Here is a 22,904-nt window from a genome sequence, read left to right on the forward strand (position 1 = left end):
AAAGCCATTAACCTCTACGGATTAACAGCTTTTGATACCGGTATTCGTTGTACTGGCAGTGGTAAATTATTATGGTTAACATTTACCTTAGGATAATCTCACTCATTCGTTTTCAAGTGAGATTTTGGCAAAACCTTAGTCAGTATCCCCTCACATATTCTTTGTTATCTTTCAATTGTACAATATCATGCCCCGTTGGATTCTGGAACGCACGAAGTCCAAAGGTTTGCGCAACCGCAAAGATATGATCAAAGATATCGGCTTGTACGGATTCATATACACTCCAATTGATATCATTGCTGAATGCGTAAATTTCAAGAGGAAGTCCGCGATCTTCCGGTGCTAATTGTCTTACAATCATCGTCATATCCTGATTAATTTTAGGATGATTCCGTAGGTATTGATGGATATATTCCCTGAAGACACCCACATTGGTGAGCTGTCTACCGTTCACATTGCTTTCCCGATTTACCTGATGCTCAACGTTGTAGGCTTCAATCTCCTCTAGCTTGGCGGTTACATAATCGGTTAAGTAGTGAATTTTCTCAAATTCAGCTACCATCTCCTCCGTGCAAAACTGGATACTACTGATATCAATATAGATGCTTCGCTTAATTCTTCTACCGCCAGAGACCTGCATACCTCTCCAGTTGCGGAACGAGTCAGAGATTAGAGCATAGCTGGGAATCATCGTAATCGTTTTATCAAAATTTCGCACCTTCACGGTATTCAGTGTAATGTCGATGACGTCACCGTCTGCATTATATTTCGGCATTTCAATCCAATCGCCTACACGTACCATATCATTGGATGATAATTGCACACCCGCGACTAGACCAAGAATGGAATCCTTGAACACCAGCATCAGTACCGCCGATAATGCACCAAGTCCGCTAAGAATAATCAATGGATTCTGACCGATCAGGCTCGAAATAACGATAATACCGCCGATAATGAACAGGATAATCTTCGCCACTTGGATGTAGCTCTTGATCGGGCGAATCTTCGATACCTCATAGGTGCGATAGATATCATCGAACACATTCAGCAGGGCATTCAGCACCGTGATCATGATGATAATCATGTAGGTCATGGCTGCTTTTTCAATCAAGGCCTGATAAGGCGAAAAGATGTAAGCTGAATAATAGATGATAATGGCGGGAACCAGATGAGAGAGTCTGTGGAACAGCTTCTTCTGAACAACGATGTGACCCCAATGGAACCTATTGTTACTCACGATTTGATGAACCGTCTTCAGCACGATTCGCTTGGCGATATAATTTGCCAGTATCGAGATCAACGCGATAAACAGAACCATAATGATATTTGAAAGATAACTAATGGATGGTTCACTCATGCCAAGTTGCTCTAGTTGATTTCTGATAAAGTCCATAGTATCCTCCCCACACAGTTAGTTTAGCCTACTATTATAGAGTAGTTTGTGATGCTACGCAAAATGCCTACAAAAATAACCACCTAAGTAGGTGGCTTCTTCGTCTTTCTTTCGTTTAACCTCACTAGGCCGCTTTAGTCGCAGCCTGCCAGCTGGCTTGTTATAACTGCTCTATAAATCGTTTGCTTTCCTCCGCAATGCGATCTGGTACCTCGTTATGAATATAATGTCCACCAGGTAAGATTAGAATTTCGCCATTCTTCACAGAAGCTATGTAATTCTTCAAAACAGCCTGCCAGTTCTTCACCGGCACTTCCTCTCCTCTTGAACTAAAGAAATACATCGGTACATCTGGAACACCGTGTTCCAGAACCTTGGCCGCGTTATCTCTAATCATCTTCACTTCATCGTTCATATTCGACGTCTGCGTACTTTTGTAGAATAGGGCTCGGTAAAGCTCCTCTTCTTGCGACGAGAGATGCTTCTGCTGAATAGCTGCGGATGAATCTACAATGCCGGGGAAAAAGCGGGTGATTCCAATGCGTGCTCCCATACCGGTAATTACCATTGTTCCAGGCGAAGGGAGTGGGTATTCTTCATACACCTCTGGAACCGCAGGATCAAGTCCAATGATCGCTTCGACTTCATCAGGGTACGTCTGTGCCCAGTATAAGGCTTCAATAGCTGACATCGAATGCGGAAACAAGACATATGGTGGTTGCTGTCCTGCCAAATTCAGTGCGGTTCGTGTCTCTTCTAACATCGTATCGATATCACGGGAGACCTTGGCGGTTTCACTGAAGCCATAACCTGCTTTTTCTACAACTGCAATCTTATATTGATCTGATAATCTAGTGTATAAAGCTTTGAAATCCAGTACAGGAGCCGATGTGCCCCCGCCCGACATAAAGACAAGCGTTCGTGATCCCGTACCTTCGGTATAAACGTGCATCTGATGATTGTTCACATTGACCATCGTTCCTGGCGGTACAAGTAGAGCTGATTCTTGTTTTAATTGAATCCGATGATTCATGAAGCTAATAGCGATAAATATAAGCAGAAGACCCAGCAAAGCGATGACGCTATATCCCATTCTTTTCAGCCAAACTCTCATTGTTGTCCTCCTACAGCATGTTTGCTCCGTAAATCAGGTATGTGTATGTACATTTCAAACTGTTAAACTTTCTACATGAAGCTCTACTTGTGACCCGGCTCATATTAAGTTAGCTCGATATTGCTTAATGCAATACTCATATTCTCGTAGAATGGATACATCTGGATCACGTTCTACTATTCGTTATTATACGAAATATACTACAATACCTGGTATAATGGCGATAATTACATATTAGTTTTTTTAGTTATACGCGTACAGATGATGAATTATAGGAGGATATGAAGGAATGAGCAGACTTTCTCTCGGTACTAAAGTACTGATGCTAATCACCGCACTGAGTATGACACTAGTAAGCACAATTTCGGCCGCAGACTTCACAGAATTCCCCAAGCTTACTTGGAGTACGACGGTACCGGCCAATACAACCACAGATGATTTTGCCCATAAGCCTATCGAAGATCAGTACTTACCCATCGTGTCTACGAAGGACAATACGGCCTACATGCTGCTACGTCATAAAGCAGGAAACAAATCTACCTATCAGATGATGGCTGTCAACGACGTAACCGGCAAACAAAAATGGGTTCACACCTCACCTTACAGATATAATCCATACAACATTGATGCCAATGGAAATGCCTATTATGTAGAGGACGTTAAAGTCGGAAACAAACATGGCAGCAAGCTGATTGCGTTGGATGCCAATATGAAGCCACGATGGGAAAAGGTCTTTCCTGATGGAGGAAACTTCGAGGTGCTGAGCGATGGCCGTTATGCAGTTATTGATTTTGTAAAGGAGCAGAACCTACTCAAGCTGTACTCACCAGAAGGTAAAGAAATCCTTAGTAGATTGTACAATGGCAATATTCGACACATCCAAGGGGATTATGTTGGTACCGCCAACTATGAGGAGAATGCTACAGTCATAACGATTTATTCCATCTCAAGAAATAAAAAAGTCACTTCTTACGAATGGCCAAAAGAGTACTTCAGCCCATACCATAACGACTTTGATGTGCTAAGCGGGGGTACGATTCTTGTTCCTCTCATCGACGAAAAGACAGGGATGGAAACGTTGCAGGGCATTTCGCCTACAGGGAAAAAGAAATGGACGCGCTCCTTGCCCACACCAGTACCTAACAGTACTCTGTTTCAATCGATCGGAAACCACTTCCTCATTCAAGAGGAAAATACACTTAGCGTTTACGACACAAACAACAAACAGATCTCCACAAGAACCTTTGACGATCTTCCTGAGCTTGGTAAGCTACAGTTTCTGAATAAAGATACCTTTGTATTCGGTGCAGTCGAGGATAAAGGACTGGTTCCTGTGAAGTTAATTGAGCAAGGGTTTACCCACAATGATTATGTTACACTGCCATCCAAAGCGGTATATCATGTGCTGGATCGTACGCTGAGCTCGATAAACGCATTAAAATTAGACCAAGCGCCATTCTCGGCTGAGAACATCCGCTTCGTGAATGCCAATACATTTTATCTGACCATGGAGAAAACATTAGCGAAGTATGAACTTACGGGTAAGTAGGTTGAGTGATTGTCAGGGTGAGAGGGTCACCTTTTAATATGACTATGATCTAGTTAACTGGGCGGCAGCGCTTGTAGTTCTTATAGTTCTTATTAAAATCATGTGATGTCTCTAAGTGGGCTGGTTTAACACCATTGGTATGATGCAACGCACCGCGAGCTGGGCACTGCACGCGGTGCGAATAACAACTTCATGCTAGATCCACCTTAACTTGTTTCCTCACGCTTCATCCGAGATGGCTAGTAATTCACTTACTGTTACCAAACGGTACCCTTGCGCAATAAGCTCTTCTACCAGTATTCGAACAGCCTCCACTGTCTGTGAACGATCCCCATACCCATCATGAAAAATGAGTACACTACCCGGCTTTACCGTAGGCCTTGTATGCTCCAAAATATACTCCACACCAGGATTGTCCCAATCCTTCGCACCACCGTTAACCGCAGCAACCGTATGGTAACCCTGTTCCACAGCCAGAGATAGGATATCGTCATTTATCCCAAAGTATGGTGGTCTGAAAAGCTTCGCTCGATTTCCTGTTACTTCCTGAATGACGTTCTCCGCTCGTTGTAGTTCCTCCCCAGCTTGCTCCAACGTCAACTCGGTCAGATTGGGATGTGTAAACGTATGATTTGCAATCTCATGCCCTTCACGGTGAACCTCAGCTGCAATTTCCGGGTACGATTCCATCTCCTTACCAATCATGAAGAAGGTCGCTTGTCCCCCCACACGACGGAAAATCTCAAGGATTTGCTGTGTGTATACCGGATGCGGTCCATCATCAAATGTGAAAGCTACAGTCTTTTCCCGAACAGATAGCTGCTCAACCAACGACATATTATTCATGAAATAATAGCTCCTCTCTATGATAACTTGAATATAAAACCTTAAAGTGTGTGTTTTACACATGGAGTTATGATATATGTACAATCGTATTATGGTAACAATTATATCAAACAGCATGGGAATATAGGGAAAATATGAGGTCTGAAATAGAAATTAGCCATCATCGGTTTTCTCAATTCTGAACTGGCAATAGCAGACCTAACTTTACTAGCAGCATTAAGTGTAATAATATTACAAATATACTTAATAATATGTAGATAGCTTTATATATTTAAATACGTCTAAGAGAGCAGACTCTATAAGGGAGAAACTAATTTGATGAAGAAAAAACGTAGCTTATGGCTGACATTAGCTTTAGCCATGACGATAACAGCGATAATTGCTTATATTTCCACAAATACAAATCAGGAAGGCTTACTTGCAAACTCGAAAACAATTGAAATTCCCAATAGTAGTCCTTTTACCGAAGAAAAGTCGATCGACTCAATGGTTATTGGTACGGACAATCCCATTGGTGATACTGTAAGTGGTGATGCCGTTGTACAAAAATCCTTCACTGTAAATGCGGGACATGGCCATATTAAACTTTCTATGAACAACCATAGTAGTCATTCGGTTTTTGTTTCCTTAACACACAATAGTACGGGAAAAGTATATTTCTCTCAGGAGATTGCCGGAAAAGAAAATTTCACGTGGAAAAGCTTCGAACAAGGTTTTGAACAAGGCGTGCGTGGTGGAGACTATACGCTTCAATGGAGTGGCGGGGGTAGTAAAGTAAATGGAGACTTCTCCGGGGTAACGGGTTCATCCATTTCTGATGTTATGAATTAACGATTCAAGTGTGCTATTGAGGAAGCTCCTGATATCCAGGGGCTTTTTTATTTACTCAATCTCCTTCGGGTCAGCCCATTTAAAAGAATGGAGACCTGTTACAACCGCATGCAGACTGTCACTCCCCTATAGGCTTCTGCATAGCATGGAGAATATGAACGAATCTAAATTGGAGGTCATGACCATGAACTTGCAACTGCAGGGGCAACAAGAACAAACATTGTTTCGAATGGATCCAACCACTATGAATAACTTAAAATCCATTCAAGACCATGTAACAAATACATGTAAACACCATGTTAATACACTTGTTCGAGTGGAGACAGTAGATGGCGATGTTTTTGAAGGGTTACTTATCCACTGCGAAAGGGGAATTTTATACTTAAAACTACCAAGCCCTATGACTAATCGAGGCTTTGTTCCTGGTTTCCAAAATGATGTCGTATTACCCCTAGTGCTGTTCAATTTACTCGCCATTTCATTATTATAGGCCTGACCTAAGCCTAATCCTATCATTAAGGAGTGAAATCTTATGGCATTCATGCCGCCTCAAGGACCACAAGGAACACAGCAGCCACCATCCTCTCCTCCTCCACAATTCACACCACCGCAACCCGCTGCTACAGCATTCGCCATCGACCCCGGAGCTATTGTCGGTTGTTTATTCCGCAACACCTATGTGTGGCTAAGAAATGGGAACTCGTTCTGGTTCTTCCCAACCTTTGTAGGGCGTACATCCGTTGCAGGTTTTAGATGGACCGGTCGAAGATGGGTGTTTACCGGAGTTGATCTAAGAAGCATTGTGTCATTTACATGTTTTTAGAGAAGAGAATAGCGATCCCTTTTCAACTCACCAAAATCAAAAAAGCACCCTCTTGGGTGCTTTTTCTAATACTACTAATGGAGGCGAGGGGAGTCGAACCCCTGTCCGAAGATAACGACACATAAGCTTCTACGGGTGTAGTCACAGTTTTGATGTCAGTTCAAAATTCATTTTTTATCTACTGTGTTAGAATTGCGTGCAATAACACCTGTAACTCTTCAAAAGATTTAGGTGCTTCTGTAAAGCTTAAGAATAGTTGGACTTGGTTTATAATAAATTCATTATTATTAATAATATGTTCTTTCGCAAACCCTATATCTTTCGAAAATGATTTCATATTTTCTTGTTCACCTAAATACAATAGTTCCGTTAAGAATATCAAATATAATGATTGTATTTCTGTATTTGCTCTATTATCAAAATTAACTGCCCCTACTTCCGTAGTGGTAAAATTAAACTTAAAATCAGCAATTTGATATTCATCATACAAACTACTAAACTGTTTATAAAGCTGAAGAACAGTTTGATAGTTATAAGTTTCAAGCGATAAAAGTTTAACATAAAAGTAATAATAGTTATAATTAAGCTTACTATCCTCCATTTCGTTAGCAAGACTTGTAAGCTTATCTGCCCTTTCATTGCCTTTAAAATTTATAAGATAATTAATAACTCTGCTTTGCAACATCTCATTATAGTAAGGACTTTCTAGACCAACTCTTGAAAAGTAAAAATCAGGGTTCACCTTTGGAACCTGGGTAATTCTTGCTGTTATCCTTCCTTTAAATAGATAATAAATATCCTTATACTTCTCTCTATCTTGTAATTCATCCACTTCGTTTACTAAACTTCCCCATTTCCCGTTTGATTCTAAATATCTCAGATTTTTATAGACAGCATCCTTGTTCAACTCATTCGGAACGTAATAAGCATAGACTGAGAAGATTAGAGACCCAATAGTAAAAAAGATTGAGAAATAAAAACTAATAAAACCTATGATGTGAGCTTTACTTTGATCTTTAAATCCATTCAGTGTGAATATTTTAAACCCTTTGATAAACTTATTCAACTGCTTTCTCCCCTATCAATAACTCAAAACTCTATAATTTTTTACCTAAAACCGAATTCCTATGTGGAAATTCCACTACAAACAGTAAAAGGCCCGGGGTCTATAGAATGGAGACGAGAGGGGTCGAACCCCTGTCCGAAGATAACGACACATAAGCTTCTACGGGTGTAGTCACAGTTTTAATGTCAACCGAGTATCAGTAACCAATAAGAACAGGATTAGCCCAAGCAGGTATGGACTCAACACAATAGATCAAATTACTCTGTATGATTTCTGCAACAATTAAAGGCTCGTATGTATTATCAATTATGATAACCTGATCTGCGATGGCTAGAGCCGGTTTAAGGTTCTTCAATGACTGACCATATCGATAACGAATGTCTTCTTCTGCAATCCAATGTCCACCTTGTTCAACCCGAGATGCAACTCGATCTATATGCATTTGAACATCCTCAAGGCCGATATAGTAAACAACAATTTCGTAAGTGTTTTCTTTTGCAATTTGCATGTGTTTCAAAACAAACGATCCAGACAATGTCGTTTCAATAGCGAAGTTTTTACCACTTTTAATGAGAGATCGGATTCTTTTTACAGCTTCCCTACCAGCAGATAAGTCAGCACTGCGCGGATTCTCTGGATTCAACTCTCTTGCAATTTGATCCGGATCGACCAGTTCACCAAGCCACTCTCTCATTTGCATGCTGAGTGTACTTTTCCCTGCTCCATTGGTTCCAGCAAACACAGTCATGACTGGTCTGGTCTCACTCATGATACTCAAACTCCTGGCGTTTCCCAGCAGCATCAAATATAATTTCGAATTTATTGCCTTCAGCATCCTCACGAACGCGTTTGTTGTTCTTTATATAATAGATAGAGGCACCTGATTCTTTAGCTTGTTTCCGTGCATGTTGATTTGCTTTTTTTAGAATTTCATGGAGTTGTTTTCGATTTGTAAACATTCTCAGTCCCCCTCCAGTTTTATATTGTTATTATCCCTATTATATCACAAACTGAACACCACCAATCAGAACACTGATTGATGGTGTTATATAGCTAAAATAGTTATCCATTTTTTCTTTCATCTAATTCATAAATCGTTATATTCTTTTTCCGTGTAAATTCCGCTTGTATTTCCTCATTCTTTTTCCATTTTTTAAGTAGCTCTTTTGAGTAATTCCAGTAATTTTTCACTTCCTCTGCTTGAAAAACTCGATGGCCATTAATCCATATTTCAGGGCACATCTCTTTATTATCATTTATTAAAAGAAGTGCCCTCTCAGGTGAACTACTAAGTCGATAACTTATAGTGAATCCCCTAGATCGCTTCCTTAAATTATCTACTTCTCTCCATGCTTCAAAGTTAAAATAGGTGAAATGACTTCGCTCCTCAGAATGAGTGTAACAATCGTCACACCCTTCACAAGTTAACTCAATTGCATTGTCTTCTTTATAACTTAGTCCGGTACAAATCCTAAATTTATATGTTTGATTGCACTTATTGCATAACAAGCAATCATCGGCTACTTCTTTTAATATATTCAAAAACTCAACAATTCTCTGTTGTGTGTATTCTGCTTCATCCTCAGTAGTTAACGTTCGTATCGTTTCAGTTTGGAATTTGAATAATGAGAACAACGAACCTTCCATAATTATTTCTCTTACTAAATTCTTATAGTCTGAAATGTGAAATTGTTTTTTCTTCTGATTAGTCATTAAGGTCAATGTTCTCACTCCAACTCTATTAGTATAGTAACTAGTGTTACCAGAGTAATAGATTAATATACCAAACAAAAACGGCCACCAAATGGTGGCCGTCGCTGATACTACTAATGGAGGCGAGGGGAGTCGAACCCCTGTCCGAAGATAACGACACATAAGCTTCTACGGGTGTAGTCACAGTTTTGATGTCACCCGAGTATCGCCCCGTAACCGGCTATACGTTGGGTCAGCCTGATTGTCTTCTTCAGCACACCCCAGGCGGAGATGTGACAGCGTATCCCACTACTTGTTAGCCCCTAATCCTGTCACATGGGCGATGCAGGTTAGAAGCACGCACACAGTTTCTTAGGCTGCGAAAGCGTAGTTTGTTTGTTGTTTGCCGTTTAATAGGCTTTAGCGTTGATGAAGCGGACGCGTCCCCACTACCCGCTACCCATGCTCGAACTATCCCCGTCGAATCCATAAACGCCCCCTCATATAAGAAGGGCTCCAGGATTAATCCGTGAATACGGAGCAAAGGTGCTGCACATCTTTTTCCTCCAAGGTAAAAAGATGCTCTTTCTAACTCGGCATTCCTGTCTGCTACATAAGTAATCTTATCACAGGACAGCTCACCGATATAGTACAGATTGCTGGAAGACATTCCAGCTGACTGAGTAACTGTGCAAGTTTAACCAATACAGCAGTTACGAGCGAATCGTCTACATATTATACCGCGTCCCTCAGACGAAGTAAAGTTCACTGCCACGTAGCTTCGTTTCACAATCAGCTTCACTTAACTATTTTACCCACGATTCGTGCATATTAAGCAGCCACCAACTTATCTTATCGCATCACACGCAACCATACCTGCTCCACAAACAATAAAAAATCTCAATCCCGCCCTTACCGGACAAGTCTTGAGATTCTTCTAACGTAATACGACTTCCACTACTTCACGCATAAATACTAGCTGACAAATCTAGATACAGCCTCTCACGCCTAACCATCCAATTAACGAGCAATCTTCTGCTTCTCGCGCATTGCTCTTTGAATATCACGTTGTGCATCCCGCTTGGCAGCAGTCTCACGTTTATCATATTGTTTCTTACCTTTACCCAGTCCAAGCAGCAGCTTGGCATAGCCATTACGCACATAAATTTTCAGCGGCACAATGCTGTAACCATCCTGTTTCGACAGCCCGAGTAGCTTGTGAATCTGTGCCTTGTGCATCAGTAACTTGCGCGTACGTGTTGGATCAATCGGATTATGTCGGTTCCCTTGTTCAAAAGGACTAATATGCATATTGTGAATATGAATCTCACCGTTCCGAATTGTGGCAAACGCATCTCCAATATTCGCACGTCCGTTACGAATAGACTTAATCTCCGTTCCGGTAAGCACCATGCCCGCTTCATACGTATCTTCAATGAAGTAGTCATGGGAAGCCTTCTTGTTCTGTGCGAGTACTTTACTCTGTCCATCATTCTTGCCCATGTCCTCACTCCTTCTTCGTAAAATAAATCCGTTCCAATGCCTGTGTCCACATGCATTCATGTTGCACCAAAGTACCTGTGCCAGACCTCAATTGTAGCAAGTACAGCTGTTAAAATCAAGAAAGAGGCGACCTCAGCCGCCCCTCCTCATTACACCTTTTCCAGACCATACGAAACAGCTTCACACATTCCTCAAGACTGTCTCTTTTCATCTATAACGCTTCTTCAAGGATTGTTCTGCTCATTTGGATCATGAACCTTTTCAGTTCAACTCATCTATTCAACAGTCTTCCTTACTTTTTCTTCTTCCGTACAAAAGCCGCCGTACTATTACCCGCTCCGCCTTTGTTCTTCTTCCGCTTACGACGAGGTGCTCCACCTTCTTGAGTGCCTCCAGGTGTTGCTGCATCGCCAATAAAGATACCACTAGGTGATGTTTTTTTGCGGCTACTACCGCCTTTTCCACCTTTACCGGATTTGAAGCTGCCCTCACCGCGTTCGCTGCGACCGCTTGAACCACTTCCATGGCCTCCGCCAGCACTACTCTCCTGACTACCACTTGGTGCAGAGCTGTAACCGCCTTTGCCTGAACCGAAGCCGAAGCTTACTGCTCCTTTGCCACGATTAGTCGATCCGCCAGCTTCTCCACTCCGGCGCTCACCCTTCGGTTTGCCACTGCCCTTACCAGCAAAGCCGCCAGTTGAGCCTGCTCCAGCACTCGCTGCGCCACTACGTCCGCCTTTGCTGCTCTCTTCTGGTGATCTGCCACCACGGCCTCTTCCAGCACCACCTGTAGAGCCCAAGCCACCTTTGCCACCACGTGAACCGCTGAATCCACCTTTCGCTGCACCACGTCCACCGCTACCACCAGGGCGACCGCCTTTACCGCCGCGACCACCACTGAATCCACCAGGACGTTCACCGCGAGGCTTCATATCCACCATTTCAAAGTCAATCGTATACTCTTCCATGCTTACACGTGCTACGCGGATTTTCACTTCGTCACCGATCCGGAACACTTTGGAAGTACGCTCTCCAATGAGAGCCATATGTTGATCGTCAAAATGGTAGTAGTCGTCCGTGAGCGCACTCAGGCGAATAAGACCCTCTACTGTATTCTCCAGCTCAATAAACATACCGAAGCTCGTTACGCTGCTGATCATGCCTTCGAATTCTTCGCCCACTTTATCTAGCATATACTCCGCTTTTTTCATTTTCTCCGTATCACGTTCTGCTTCCACCGCAACACGTTCACGTTCGGATGATTGCTGTGCAATGTCCGCCATACGTCCAGCCAAGTACTCCTGACGATTTTCCGGCAGAGCTCCGTTGTTTTCAATAACCTCACGAATCACACGGTGAATAACAAGGTCAGGATAACGACGAATTGGAGACGTGAAGTGACTATAGAATTCTGCCGCCAGACCGAAGTGACCCGACATTTCGGAATCATACTTCGCCTGTTTCATGGAACGTAGCATCATCGTACTAATAACTGTCTGCTCTTTCGTTCCGTTGATGTCCTCAAGCAACGATTGGAGTGCACGTGGATGGATGGCGTTACCGCGACCTTTCACGTGGTGTCCAAAATTCGCCGCAAAGGCGAGGAAATTTTGCAGTTTTTCTTGATCTGGGTCTTCATGCACGCGATAGATGAACGGTACTTTAAGCCAGTGGAAATGCTCTGCCACCGTTTCATTAGCCGCTAACATGAACTCCTCAATGATTTGTTCCGCAATTGAACGCTCCCGTTTTACAATATCGATCGGTTTGCATTCTTTATCTACAATGATCTTGGACTCTTCAAAATCAAAGTCAACTGCCCCACGGCGCATACGCATCGCACGCAGCTTCAAGGCAATCTCCTTCATCAGATGGAAGTCATCCACCAGATCTTTATACCGTTCGAGCAATTCAGGCTCTTCGCCTTCAAGGATTTTACGAACATTGGAATACGTCATCCGCTCTTTGGTCTTAATGACACTTGTGAAAATATCGTGCTTCACAACCTTCATCTGGTCGTTAAACTCCATCTCACAGGACAATGTCAGACGATCCACTTGCGGATTCAAGCTGCATATGCCGTTGGACAGGCGCTGTGGCAACATCGGAATAACGCGATCCACCAAATACACACTACATCCACGGTTGTAAGCTTCTTGATCCAATTTAGAATTCTCGCGCACGTAGTAACCGACGTCAGCAATATGAACACCCAGACGGTAGTTACCATTAGGCAGCTTCTCAACGTTTACCGCATCATCTAAGTCTTTGGCATCCTCGCCATCAATCGTAACAATATTCAGTCCACGCAGATCACGGCGACCCTGTTGCACAATCTCCTCATCTGTAATGGAGTCCGGAGCCTGTTCTGCTTCACCAACGACTTCATCTGGGAAAGCTTCTGGCAATTGGTGTTTACGAATGACGGACAAAATATCAATCCCCGGCTCATCCTTATGCCCAAGAATCTCAATAACCTCACCCTCAGCCGCTGCACGGCCTTCTGGGTAACTAACGATCTTCGCTACAACCTTTTGTCCATCGACAGCTCCAGCAAAATTGGTACGCGGAATGAAGATATCCCGGTTAATACGTTTATCATCCGGAATGACGAATCCGTATACTTCATGGCTTTGGAATACACCGACGACTTGTGTCACCGCACGTGTAACAATGCGAACAATCTCGCCCTCCAAACGTCCACCTGATGGCCCTTTAGAAGTGACCTTCACAAACACGATGTCTCCGTTCATCGCACTTTTCATATCATTCGCGTGAATGTACACATCTGGGTGCTCTCGATCCTCTGGAATCAGAAACGCAAACCCTTTGGCGTGTGCCTGCAAACGTCCACGAACCAAGTCCATACGTTCAGGCATACCGTAACGGTTGTTACGGGTAAGCAAAATCTTGCCGGATTCCTCCAGCGTATTGAGCATAATCAAAAAAGATTTGAAATCAGCCGCATCTTCAATCTCGAAGTGCTGTTCCAGCTCTTGATAAGTCATTGGTTTATAAGCGGTCTCCCGCATAAAGTCGAGCAATTGTTGTTCTGTTATCATTAATATATTCACCTCGGGAAACATAAAAGTATGATCTGGTCTCATCTCTTTATGTATCGGAATCCTTACCAATTTCATGCAATGTAATGCATACCTTACTATCTCATACCCTAGTATACACGAATTCAATCCAGCACATCCGTCCCTAACAAAAAAACCACAGACGCAGGATTGCTTAAGCATAAGCACGCTTTCAAACGTAACTACGGATTATTTCAAGTTAGAATTACTTCTTCTATACTTACTGAAAAAGGGATCAATCCACATGTTCATGTATCATGAACCTCATTATAGGAATAGATTATGCGCGGAAGCACAGACAGGTACATTCCCTACATCGCAGGGGCATACCTTCGAAGGAAGGAGAACCGAACAGAAGAGAAAATTAAATCATGTGATTGTAGTGGCAGGAAAATACTGGACACGTTAAAACTTATTAAAAAACCTCCGTTTCTTCTCGAAACGAAGGTTAATCTTACAAGCGAATTCCGCTCATGCTATTGAATTGTATAAGAAAGTATCCTTCTTACTTGGACACGATCGTAACAATAATAGACAAAATCATGAAACCTGCACCGAGTACAACCGTTGCACGTTGCAAGAAAAGATCCAGTCCGCGCGCTTTCGTTTTACCGAAAAGATGTTCCGCACCACCGGAGATGGCACCCGCCAAACCAGCGCTTTTCCCGTGCTGCAGCAATACTACAGTGATTAGACCGATCGAGAAAACAACGAGCAGCAATTTCAAAGCAATATCCATTCTTTCCACCTCCTACCCATGTGGGCATAACATCTCACCATAAAAACAGTTAGTTTGATTGTACCATAGCTACTGCTGTGATACAAGTAGTGCTTCCTATACATTCATCCAACTTTATCCACTGTAATAGCAAAGTTTGACGCAGATTCCTCACCATAATAAAAAGACAAGCCGGTTACCCGGCTTGCCCGAAAAGCTGTATACACAGCTTATTTGTTGAGGTTGTAGAATCCTTTAAGACCATTGTATTGAGCCAGTTCACCCAGTTGATCCTCAATGCGGAGCAATTGGTTGTACTTCGCGATACGGTCTGTACGGGAAGGAGCACCTGTTTTGATTTGACCTGCATTTGTTGCAACAGCGATGTCAGCGATTGTGCTGTCTTCGGACTCACCGGAACGGTGGGAGATAACAGCAGTGTATCCTGCGCGTTTAGCCATTTCAATTGCATCAAATGTTTCAGTAAGTGTACCGATTTGGTTCACTTTGATCAGGATGGAGTTACCGATGCCTTGCTCGATACCTCTACCCAGACGCTCTGTGTTCGTTACGAACAAGTCGTCACCAACGAGTTGTACTTTGTCTCCCAATTTCTCAGTGAGCAATTTCCAACCATCCCAGTCATCTTCGGACATACCGTCTTCGATAGTGATGATTGGGTATTTCTCAACCCATGAAGCCAGAAGGTCAACATACTCAGCAGAAGTGTAAGATTTGCCTTCGCCAGCAAGTGTATATTTACCATCTTTGTAGAACTCAGTGGAAGCTACGTCCATACCCAAGAATACGTCAACGCCTGGTTTGTAACCAGCTTTTTCGATCGCTTCGATGATTGTAGTGATTGCTTCTTCGTTAGAACCAAGGTTTGGTGCGAAACCACCTTCGTCACCTACTGCTGTGTTCAAGCCTTTGGAGCTCAGTACAGATTTCAGGTTGTGGAAGATTTCTGCGCCTACGCGAAGAGCTTCTTTGAAGCTTGGTGCGCCAACAGGAAGAACCATGAACTCTTGAACGTCAATGTTGTTGTCAGCGTGCTCACCACCGTTGATGATGTTCATCATTGGTACTGGAAGAGCTTTAGCGTTGAATCCGCCGAGGTAAACGTAAAGTGGCAAGTCCAAAGCGTCAGCAGCAGCGCGAGCTACAGCCATAGATACTGCCAAGATTGCGTTAGCGCCCAATTTACCTTTGTTTGGCGTACCATCCAAAGTGATCATCAATTTGTCGATACCCAGTTGATCCAATGCATCCATACCGATTACTTCTGGAGCGATTGTTTCGTTTACGTTTTTAACAGCTTGCAGAACGCCTTTACCGAGGTAACGGGATTTGTCACCATCGCGAAGCTCAACAGCTTCGTGGGCACCAGTGGATGCACCAGATGGAACAATTGCGCGTCCGATTGCGCCGGACTCCAAGTATACTTCAACTTCTACTGTAGGGTTACCGCGGGAGTCAAGGACTTCGCGAGCGTACACGTCAGAAATAATAGTCATGAGTGATAATCTCCTTTAAATTTGGATTTATTTAAATTCGGGAAAACTTGTGCTTGCCCTTATTCACTACGTCAGCAGAATCGTCTTCCGATCGCTGTTATCCCCTGATTTCTTTGAACTTATCGTCATAAGTTGAAATCATGTGATAAAGGCGAACGCGTTGCTTCTTCAGACTATTTCTGCTGCCTTCGTTCCGGGGCAAACGCCAAACTACCCAATTCATATAAGAGGTTGTGTATCTTATTTACGGGTAGCGATGACAGATGTTCCTGTCATTTCTGCCGGTTTAGGCAATTGCATCAGGTCAAGAATTGTTGGCGCGATATCAGCCAAAATTCCGCCTTCACGCAATGTTACATTAGAGTCAGTAACGATAAATGGAACAGGATTCGTTGTATGTGCAGTGAACGGACGTCCTTGCTCATCGAATACCATATCCGCGTTACCATGATCCGCAGTAATCAGCACAACGCCGCCTTTTGCGAGAACTGCGTCGACAACACGTCCCATGCACTCGTCTGTTACTTCAACCGCTTTGATTGTTGGCTCCAGCATGCCGGAGTGTCCAACCATATCAGGGTTAGCGAAGTTCAGAATGATTGCATCGTGTTTGTCTGCTTCAATCTCGCGTACACATGCGTCTGCCACTTCATAAGCGCTCATCTCTGGTTGCAAATCATATGTTGCAACTTTTGGTGAGTTAATCAGTACGCGAGTTTCGCCTGGAAGCTCAACATCACGTCCGCCGCTGAAGAAGAACGTTACGTGCGGGTATTTCTCTGTTTCTGCAATACGCAGTTGTTTTTTGTTGTTCTGTACCAGAACCTCACCCAGTGTATTGTCGAGGTTCTTCGGCGAGTACGCCACATAACCTTCAACCGTCTCACTGAACAGAGTCAGGCACACAAAGTGCAAGCCTTGAGGGAACTTCGGTCCACGATCGAAACCGCGGAAGTCTTGGTTCGTGAATACTTGCGACAACTGGATTGCACGGTCAGGACGGAAGTTAAGGAAGATAACGGAATCGCCGCTTTCTACCAAACCTACCGGCTCACCATCCGCTTTGACGATAACCGTTGGTTCAACGAATTCATCAAATACGGATTTCTCATACGATTCTTCAACCGCTTTGAGTGGATCAGTGTATTTAGGGCCATCTCCATAAACGATAGCGCGGTATGATTTCTCAACTCGCTCCCAACGTTTGTCACGGTCCATCGCGTAATAGCGACCTTGTACCGTAGCGATCTTTCCTACACCAACCTCTTCAATTTTCGCGATCAGTTTTTGCATGAAGTCTTTACCACTGTCCGGCATAACATCACGGCCATCCATGAAGGCATGAATATATACATCATTCATTTCTTCTTTTTTGGCGAGATCCAGCATAGCGAACAAGTGGTCGATGTGACTATGTACGCCACCATCAGACAACAATCCGTAAAGATGAAGCTTTTTGCCGCTTTGTTTCGCTTCGCGTACAGCTTTAACGAGAGTTTCATTATCGAAAAACTCACCATCGCGAATCGATTTGGAGATACGGGTCAAATCCTGGTAAACGATCCGGCCAGCACCAATGTTAAGGTGACCAACCTCAGAGTTCCCCATTTGCCCTTCTGGCAAACCTACAGCCTCACCGCAAGCAGTGAGTGTTGTGTGTGGGAATTGGCTCATATAACGGTCATAATTCGGTTTTTTGGCTTGCGCTACCGCGTTGCCTTCAACCGTATTACGAAGACCGAAGCCATCCATGATGATCAGTGCTACAGGTTTTGGAGCTGTCATCTTACTTCGCCCCCTCAACAAGCGCGATGAACGAAGCCGGCTGCAAGCTAGCACCGCCAACAAGTGCGCCGTCGATGTCGCTTTGTCCGAGGTATTCAGTTACGTTCTCAGGTTTAACGCTGCCGCCGTATTGAATACGAACTGCATTCGCAACCTGCTCGTTGTACAGATCTTTCACCAATGTACGGATGTAAGCAATAACTTCATTCGCATCTTGGGAAGTGGAAGATTTGCCTGTTCCAATCGCCCAGATTGGCTCATAAGCAATAACGACTTGTGCTGCTTGCTCTGCAGACAGACCTTCAAAAGCAGCTACCGTTTGCACTTTGCATACGTCTTTAGTTTGGTTCGCTTCACGCTCTTCGAGCGTCTCACCAAGACAGAAGATTGGAGTCAATCCGTGACGGAATGCCGCATGCAGCTTTTTATTAACAGTCTCATCGGTTTCCGCAAAATATTGACGGCGCTCCGAGTGACCAATAATGACATAATCCACACCCAGGTCTTTCAGCATAACGCCACTGATTTCACCTGTGAATGCACCATTATCTTCAAAGTGAAGATTTTGAGCACCAATTTTGATGTTTGTACCTTTAACCGCTTCTACCAGTGTTGGCAGATTCGTAAATGGTGCGCAGATTACAGTTTCCACGCCTTCTACTTCCGCTTTTCCTTTAACTTCCTGAATGAAGTCATTAGATTCGGAAACAGTTTTGAACATTTTCCAGTTACCTGCAATAATCGGTGTTCTCATGGTTTTCAACTCCTTCATGCTATAGCTTAAATCTTATTTGTCGTTCAATGCAACTACGCCTGGAAGCACTTTGCCTTCCATGAATTCGAGGGATGCACCGCCACCTGTGGAGATGTGGTTCATTTTATCAGCCAATTTGAACTTCTCTGCTGCTGCTGCGGAGTCGCCGCCACCGATTACAGTGTAAGCTTCTGTCTCAGCGCAAGCTTGTGCTACTGCACGTGTACCGTGGGAGAATGGCTCGATTTCGAATACGCCCATAGGTCCGTTCCATACAACGAGTTTGGAGTTTTTAACAACGTCAGCATAGATCTCACGTGTTTTAGGACCGATGTCGATACCTTCCCAATCTGCAGGAATGTCGCCAACTTCAACGATCTTCGTGTTTGCATTCGCACTGAAATCATCAGAAATCACGATATCCACTGGCAGGTAGAAGTTCTTGCCCAATTTCTTCGCTTTTTCGATGAAGCCCAGAGCAACATCCAATTTGGACTCATCCAACAGGGATTGACCTACTTCATGACCTTGAGCCTTCATGAACGTGTAAGACAGACCTCCACCGATGATTACGTTGTCTGCAATGTTCAACAGGTTGTCGATCACATCGATTTTGTCCTTAACTTTAGAACCACCGATGATTGCTGTGAAAGGACGCTCAGGGTTAGAGATTGCTTTACCCAACACTTCAAGCTCTTTTTCCATCAACAAACCAGATACAGCCGGCAACAAGTGAGCGATACCTTCTGTTGAAGCATGTGCTCTGTGTGCTGCACCAAACGCATCGTTAACGAAAACGTCAGCCAGTTCAGCAAATTGTTTTGCCAGTTCTGGATCATTTTTCTCTTCGCCTGCATGGAAACGAACATTTTCAAGCAACAATACGTCACCGTTGTTCAATTCAGCGATTTGAGCTTTAACCGTTTCGCCAACGGAATCGTCAGCTTTAACAACTGTTTTACCAAGCAATTCAGACAAACGCTCTGCTGCTGGAGTCAAACGCAAGGATTCAACCACTTCGCCGTTAGGACGACCCATGTGGCTTGCCAAAATGACTTTAGCACCTTTTTCGATCAAGAAATTAATCGTAGGCAGCGTTGCACGAATACGCTTGTCATCTGTAATTTTACCATCTTCGAGCGGTACATTAAAATCTACACGTACAAAAGCCCGTTTTCCTGTCAATTCGATATCACGTACACTTTTTTTGTTCATCTGTATTTCCTCCGCACCCATGTATTTTGTGGACCAATGAAGAGCGAAAAACCCTTGTCAATCCTGGTGTTTTTGAGAAATTTGCAAAAGGTTGATATATAAAGAGCGGAAACAATACTCTGTTTCCGCTCTATGTTATTGCAGATATTACTTAATCATTTTTGCAAAGTGCTCCAAAGTGCGAACCAATTGTGCAGTGTAGGACATTTCATTGTCATACCAAGCTACAGTTTTAACCAATTGTTGGTCGCCAACAGTCAGAACTTTAGTTTGAGTTGCATCAAACAGGGATCCGAAAGTGATACCTTGGATATCGGAAGATACGATTTCGTCTTCAGTGTATCCGAAAGTTTGTGGATCGGAAGCTTCTTTCATTACTGCGTTAACTTCTTCAGCAGTAACTTTTTTACCCAATACAGTTACAAGCTCAGTCAGGGAACCAGTTGCTACTGGTACACGTTGAGCTGCACCGTCCAATTTACCTTGCAGTTCAGGGATAACCAAACCGATTGCTTTAGCAGCACCAGTTGTGTTAGGGATGATGTTTTCAGCCGCTGCGCGAGCACGACGGAAGTCACCTTTAGGGTGTGGAGCATCCAACGTGTTTTGGTCGCCAGTGTAAGCGTGAATTGTAGTCATCAAACCTTGAACGATTCCGAATTTGTCTTGCAACGTTTTTGCCATAGGTGCCAGGCAGTTCGTTGTGCAAGATGCGCCGGAGATTACAGTTTCAGTACCGTCGAGGATTTCATGGTTTACGTTGTAAACGATGGTTTTCATGTCGCCAGTAGCTGGTGCGGAGATAACAACTTTCTTAGCTCCACCTTTCAAGTGTTTCTCAGCAGCTTCTTTAGTTGTGAAGAAACCAGTACATTCCAGAACGATATCTACACCGAGGTCTCCCCAAGGAAGTTCTTCTGGGTTGCGGTTAGCCAATACTTTAACTTCTTTGCCGTTCACTTTGAAGAAGCCATCATGTACTTCAACATCGCCATCGAAGCGACCTTGAGTTGTATCATATTTAAGCAAATGAGCCAGCATTTTAGCATCAGTCAAGTCGTTGATTGCTACAACTTCAATGCCCTCTACATTTTGAATACGACGGAATGCCAAGCGACCAATACGTCCAAAACCGTTAATACCTACTTTAATCATGAGTAAGTTCCTCCCAAGTTTTGATTGAATTTTTTTATGAAGCTATATATTCAAGACAGACCGTGAAGTCCGTCAAGACAACAAATTTGAAGTGTTCTAAAAAACAAATTCTTATTCCAGTTCGGCAACGACGACTTTGGCAGCAGCCTCATCAATAATCAATATATCTTCCTGGCCGAATCTAAGCACGGAGTGAATGGCAGCCGCTTTGCTTTTGCCACCCGCAATCCCGATCACTACATCGGTTCGTTCGATATCTTGAAGTCGCATGCCGAGTGTAAGCATGGTGTGAACCACGTTACCCTGATCATTAAAATAATAACCGAATGATTCCGATACGGCTCCTTGCTCCTGAAGCTCTTCCACGATCTCTGTAGCAAGTTTACGTCGCCGTGCCATCTCCACGGCATCACCGATTCCGTGAATAACGATGCGCGATTGTCTAATCAGCTGCAGAATCTCCTGGACACCCGGATCTTGAACAAGGGATTCATAGGCATGGTCACTAAGCAAATCCGGTACATGCAGGAGTTTGTATTGTGCTCCTACCCGCTTTGCCATCGTGGATGCGATCGTATTGGCCTGAATTTCGAGGCTTTCTCCTAGTCCACCGCGTGCAGGGACGAACCAGACACCTTTGAGTGGTGTTGGCGGATTAAGCTGCTCTGCAACTTCAGCCGTTGTTGAACCGCCAGTTACGGCAACAACGTCGTTATCATTCATAATATTGCCAAGAGCCTTTGCTCCGGCCTTGCCCAGTTCCCGTTTGGCAAATGGAGATACGTCCGAATCGCCAGGAACAACGACTACCTTTTGCAGACCGTAGGCTTGCTTGATGCACTCTTCCAGTTCGGACAATCCGAACAGCTCTTTGGCGACGGGCTCTAACTGCTGCAGCAAATCATGACCTGCCTCGCTGATCTTCATTCCTGTACTGTCAATTTCAATAAGTCCCTGAGCCTTTAATAGATCGGTCTCAGCCCTCAGAACCCGCTCGGTCATCTGCATGGAATTAGCTAACGTTCTTCGTCCAATCACATCCGATAACATGATCTGGTGTAGAATCGTATACCTCTTCTTCAAGACATCCATGAGATCAGGCAGAAGCTGCTTTTGCACTTCTAAAATCTTTCGCATGCTTTCCACTCCCGCAAGCTTCTCGTTCCAAGCTCTCTTTCATGGCCTCAAAATGTCCCGGGTTAACTTTTTAAGTCCCACGTCTATTCTACCTAAAACTGACGCGACATGCAAGTGTTTCAAATGCCCCATTTCATAACGTTTCTTTAAGCTTGTACGCGCTTATTTTCACAATCTTGAGCTTCTAGTAGGCGTTGAATCTGTTTCACACTACATATAGAAGAAAGTCTAAATTATCATCTATATATGGCTCCATTCCTAACTTGCTCAACATGTGCAAAACCTCTTATAGCATGTACTTAAATGCGTTCTTTATCCACTTATCTTCATCATGATCATTTTCGTTGTATTCCAAACTATGAGGCTGATCATTTGCTTGCATTTCAACCACGCTTAAGATATAATCATTAATGCTGTCACATATTTGAAGCTCATTTGTGTGCAAGCATTCGTGCTACGAAAGAGTAGCCAACCATTCATGTGCGCCCGTGGTCCAATGGATATGACGTAGGCCTCCGAAGCCTGAGATCCAAGTTCGATTCTTGGCGGGCGCGCCATTCTTATTTCGTAGTACATAACCCTTTTAACCAATGAAACCGGAAAGGTTTCTTTTTTTTCAAAGTTAGTTTGACTTTCTTTGACTTTTTGTTTGGAATTGTTTATGATGTGGGTAATACGGTAACAGTTTAAATATAAACACCAATTTAACATTTACATTTCC

At 43.5% G+C, this 22,904-nt stretch carries 20 protein-coding genes, 1 tRNA gene and 1 other RNA gene; 5 read left to right on the forward strand and 17 right to left on the reverse strand.

What is annotated here, in order from left to right; all coding sequences use genetic code 11:
- Positions 1 to 139: 139 nt before the first annotated feature.
- Together MH215_RS23165 and MH215_RS23170 are read right to left on the reverse strand one after the other, a co-directional pair.
- Positions 140 to 1,393 carry a mechanosensitive ion channel family protein gene (locus tag MH215_RS23165; protein ID WP_239293534.1) on the reverse strand — a complete coding sequence of 418 codons (1,254 nt, stop codon included), beginning with the start codon at positions 1,391 to 1,393 and terminating at the stop codon, positions 140 to 142.
- Positions 1,394 to 1,553: 160 nt separating this feature from the next.
- Positions 1,554 to 2,507: an alpha/beta fold hydrolase gene (locus MH215_RS23170; RefSeq protein WP_239293535.1), complete on the reverse strand. Its 954-nt coding sequence runs from the start codon at positions 2,505 to 2,507 to the stop codon at positions 1,554 to 1,556.
- 289 nt (positions 2,508 to 2,796) lie between these two features.
- Between MH215_RS23170 and MH215_RS23175 the strand changes: the two genes are divergently transcribed.
- The gene (locus MH215_RS23175) at positions 2,797 to 4,056 is read left to right on the forward strand and encodes a hypothetical protein (RefSeq protein WP_239293536.1); all 1,260 of its coding nucleotides are present in this window, start codon (positions 2,797 to 2,799) and stop codon (positions 4,054 to 4,056) included.
- Positions 4,057 to 4,275: 219 nt separating this feature from the next.
- On the opposite strand, the gene MH215_RS23180 is transcribed toward MH215_RS23175, so the two are convergent.
- The gene (locus MH215_RS23180; RefSeq protein WP_239293537.1) at positions 4,276 to 4,902 is read right to left on the reverse strand and encodes a polysaccharide deacetylase family protein; all 627 of its coding nucleotides are present in this window, start codon (positions 4,900 to 4,902) and stop codon (positions 4,276 to 4,278) included.
- A gap of 318 nt (positions 4,903 to 5,220) precedes the next feature.
- Here MH215_RS23180 and MH215_RS23185 point away from each other — a divergent pair, with 318 nt between their 5' ends.
- From MH215_RS23185 to MH215_RS23195, 3 genes are all read left to right on the forward strand, one after another.
- Complete coding sequence (locus MH215_RS23185) at positions 5,221 to 5,733, forward strand: hypothetical protein (protein ID WP_239293538.1); 513 nt, start codon at positions 5,221 to 5,223, stop codon at positions 5,731 to 5,733.
- Between the two features lie 184 nt (positions 5,734 to 5,917).
- On the forward strand, positions 5,918 to 6,223 hold the full coding sequence (locus tag MH215_RS23190; protein ID WP_239293539.1) for a hypothetical protein: 306 nt from the start codon (positions 5,918 to 5,920) through the stop codon (positions 6,221 to 6,223).
- Positions 6,224 to 6,265: 42 nt separating this feature from the next.
- Complete coding sequence (locus MH215_RS23195; RefSeq protein ID WP_128099861.1) at positions 6,266 to 6,556, forward strand: transporter; 291 nt, start codon at positions 6,266 to 6,268, stop codon at positions 6,554 to 6,556.
- Positions 6,557 to 6,734: 178 nt separating this feature from the next.
- On the opposite strand, the gene MH215_RS23200 is transcribed toward MH215_RS23195, so the two are convergent.
- The 14 genes from MH215_RS23200 to MH215_RS23265 all read right to left on the reverse strand — a co-directional run bounded on the left by MH215_RS23200 (position 6,735) and on the right by MH215_RS23265 (position 22,183).
- On the reverse strand, positions 6,735 to 7,622 hold the full coding sequence (locus MH215_RS23200) for a hypothetical protein (protein WP_239293540.1): 888 nt from the start codon (positions 7,620 to 7,622) through the stop codon (positions 6,735 to 6,737).
- A gap of 196 nt (positions 7,623 to 7,818) precedes the next feature.
- A complete protein-coding gene (locus MH215_RS23205) occupies positions 7,819 to 8,391 on the reverse strand; it encodes an ATPase (protein WP_239293541.1) in 573 nt (190 codons plus the stop codon).
- The gene (locus MH215_RS23210) at positions 8,384 to 8,581 is read right to left on the reverse strand and encodes a hypothetical protein (RefSeq protein WP_239293542.1); all 198 of its coding nucleotides are present in this window, start codon (positions 8,579 to 8,581) and stop codon (positions 8,384 to 8,386) included. The genes MH215_RS23205 and MH215_RS23210 overlap by 8 nt, the downstream gene beginning before the upstream one ends.
- A 103-nt stretch (positions 8,582 to 8,684) precedes the next feature.
- The gene (locus tag MH215_RS23215) at positions 8,685 to 9,344 is read right to left on the reverse strand and encodes a hypothetical protein (protein ID WP_239293543.1); all 660 of its coding nucleotides are present in this window, start codon (positions 9,342 to 9,344) and stop codon (positions 8,685 to 8,687) included.
- A gap of 105 nt (positions 9,345 to 9,449) precedes the next feature.
- Positions 9,450 to 9,814: a transfer-messenger RNA gene (ssrA, locus tag MH215_RS23220) on the reverse strand.
- A gap of 520 nt (positions 9,815 to 10,334) precedes the next feature.
- The gene (gene smpB, locus MH215_RS23225; RefSeq protein ID WP_145051992.1) at positions 10,335 to 10,817 is read right to left on the reverse strand and encodes an SsrA-binding protein SmpB; all 483 of its coding nucleotides are present in this window, start codon (positions 10,815 to 10,817) and stop codon (positions 10,335 to 10,337) included.
- Positions 10,818 to 11,109: 292 nt separating this feature from the next.
- A complete protein-coding gene (rnr, locus tag MH215_RS23230) occupies positions 11,110 to 13,881 on the reverse strand; it encodes a ribonuclease R (protein ID WP_239293544.1) in 2,772 nt (923 codons plus the stop codon).
- Between the two features lie 526 nt (positions 13,882 to 14,407).
- Complete coding sequence (gene secG, locus MH215_RS23235; RefSeq protein WP_056695287.1) at positions 14,408 to 14,641, reverse strand: preprotein translocase subunit SecG; 234 nt, start codon at positions 14,639 to 14,641, stop codon at positions 14,408 to 14,410.
- Positions 14,642 to 14,850: 209 nt separating this feature from the next.
- The gene (eno, locus tag MH215_RS23240) at positions 14,851 to 16,137 is read right to left on the reverse strand and encodes a phosphopyruvate hydratase (RefSeq protein ID WP_056695285.1); all 1,287 of its coding nucleotides are present in this window, start codon (positions 16,135 to 16,137) and stop codon (positions 14,851 to 14,853) included.
- 240 nt (positions 16,138 to 16,377) lie between these two features.
- On the reverse strand, positions 16,378 to 17,922 hold the full coding sequence (gene gpmI / locus MH215_RS23245; RefSeq protein WP_239293545.1) for a 2,3-bisphosphoglycerate-independent phosphoglycerate mutase: 1,545 nt from the start codon (positions 17,920 to 17,922) through the stop codon (positions 16,378 to 16,380).
- Between the two features lies 1 nt (position 17,923).
- The gene (tpiA, locus tag MH215_RS23250) at positions 17,924 to 18,676 is read right to left on the reverse strand and encodes a triose-phosphate isomerase (protein ID WP_056695281.1); all 753 of its coding nucleotides are present in this window, start codon (positions 18,674 to 18,676) and stop codon (positions 17,924 to 17,926) included.
- Positions 18,677 to 18,709: 33 nt separating this feature from the next.
- Positions 18,710 to 19,891, reverse strand: a complete 1,182-nt coding sequence (locus MH215_RS23255) for a phosphoglycerate kinase (protein ID WP_239293546.1) — start codon at positions 19,889 to 19,891, stop codon at positions 18,710 to 18,712.
- A 147-nt stretch (positions 19,892 to 20,038) separates the two neighbouring features.
- Positions 20,039 to 21,046 carry a type I glyceraldehyde-3-phosphate dehydrogenase gene (gene gap, locus MH215_RS23260; protein WP_056695277.1) on the reverse strand — a complete coding sequence of 336 codons (1,008 nt, stop codon included), beginning with the start codon at positions 21,044 to 21,046 and terminating at the stop codon, positions 20,039 to 20,041.
- Between the two features lie 111 nt (positions 21,047 to 21,157).
- A complete protein-coding gene (locus tag MH215_RS23265) occupies positions 21,158 to 22,183 on the reverse strand; it encodes a sugar-binding transcriptional regulator (RefSeq protein ID WP_239293547.1) in 1,026 nt (341 codons plus the stop codon).
- Between the two features lie 482 nt (positions 22,184 to 22,665).
- Between MH215_RS23265 and MH215_RS23270 the strand changes: the two genes are divergently transcribed.
- Positions 22,666 to 22,740 (forward strand) — tRNA-Arg (locus MH215_RS23270).
- The last annotated feature ends 164 nt before the right edge of the window (positions 22,741 to 22,904 follow it).

It is taken from the genome of Paenibacillus sp. ACRSA, from assembly GCF_022346845.1.
Taxonomy (GTDB): Bacteria; Bacillota; Bacilli; order Paenibacillales; family Paenibacillaceae; genus Paenibacillus.

Coding starts and splice junctions, on each gene's coding strand:
- MH215_RS23195 (WP_128099861.1), top strand. CDS start 6,266: ATGGCATTCATGCCGCCTCAAGGACCACAAGGAACACAGCAGCCACCA.
- MH215_RS23265 (WP_239293547.1), bottom strand. CDS start 22,183: ATGCGAAAGATTTTAGAAGTGCAAAAGCAGCTTCTGCCTGATCTCATG.
- MH215_RS23185 (WP_239293538.1), top strand. CDS start 5,221: ATGAAGAAAAAACGTAGCTTATGGCTGACATTAGCTTTAGCCATGACG.
- MH215_RS23170 (WP_239293535.1), bottom strand. CDS start 2,507: ATGAGAGTTTGGCTGAAAAGAATGGGATATAGCGTCATCGCTTTGCTG.
- gap (WP_056695277.1), bottom strand. CDS start 21,046: ATGATTAAAGTAGGTATTAACGGTTTTGGACGTATTGGTCGCTTGGCA.
- MH215_RS23175 (WP_239293536.1), top strand. CDS start 2,797: ATGAGCAGACTTTCTCTCGGTACTAAAGTACTGATGCTAATCACCGCA.
- rnr (WP_239293544.1), bottom strand. CDS start 13,881: ATGATAACAGAACAACAATTGCTCGACTTTATGCGGGAGACCGCTTAT.
- MH215_RS23205 (WP_239293541.1), bottom strand. CDS start 8,391: ATGAGTGAGACCAGACCAGTCATGACTGTGTTTGCTGGAACCAATGGA.
- MH215_RS23180 (WP_239293537.1), bottom strand. CDS start 4,902: ATGAATAATATGTCGTTGGTTGAGCAGCTATCTGTTCGGGAAAAGACT.
- MH215_RS23165 (WP_239293534.1), bottom strand. CDS start 1,393: ATGGACTTTATCAGAAATCAACTAGAGCAACTTGGCATGAGTGAACCA.
- eno (WP_056695285.1), bottom strand. CDS start 16,137: ATGACTATTATTTCTGACGTGTACGCTCGCGAAGTCCTTGACTCCCGC.
- gpmI (WP_239293545.1), bottom strand. CDS start 17,922: ATGACAGCTCCAAAACCTGTAGCACTGATCATCATGGATGGCTTCGGT.
- MH215_RS23255 (WP_239293546.1), bottom strand. CDS start 19,891: ATGAACAAAAAAAGTGTACGTGATATCGAATTGACAGGAAAACGGGCT.
- MH215_RS23210 (WP_239293542.1), bottom strand. CDS start 8,581: ATGTTTACAAATCGAAAACAACTCCATGAAATTCTAAAAAAAGCAAAT.
- tpiA (WP_056695281.1), bottom strand. CDS start 18,676: ATGAGAACACCGATTATTGCAGGTAACTGGAAAATGTTCAAAACTGTT.
- MH215_RS23190 (WP_239293539.1), top strand. CDS start 5,918: ATGAACTTGCAACTGCAGGGGCAACAAGAACAAACATTGTTTCGAATG.
- smpB (WP_145051992.1), bottom strand. CDS start 10,817: ATGGGCAAGAATGATGGACAGAGTAAAGTACTCGCACAGAACAAGAAG.
- secG (WP_056695287.1), bottom strand. CDS start 14,641: ATGGATATTGCTTTGAAATTGCTGCTCGTTGTTTTCTCGATCGGTCTA.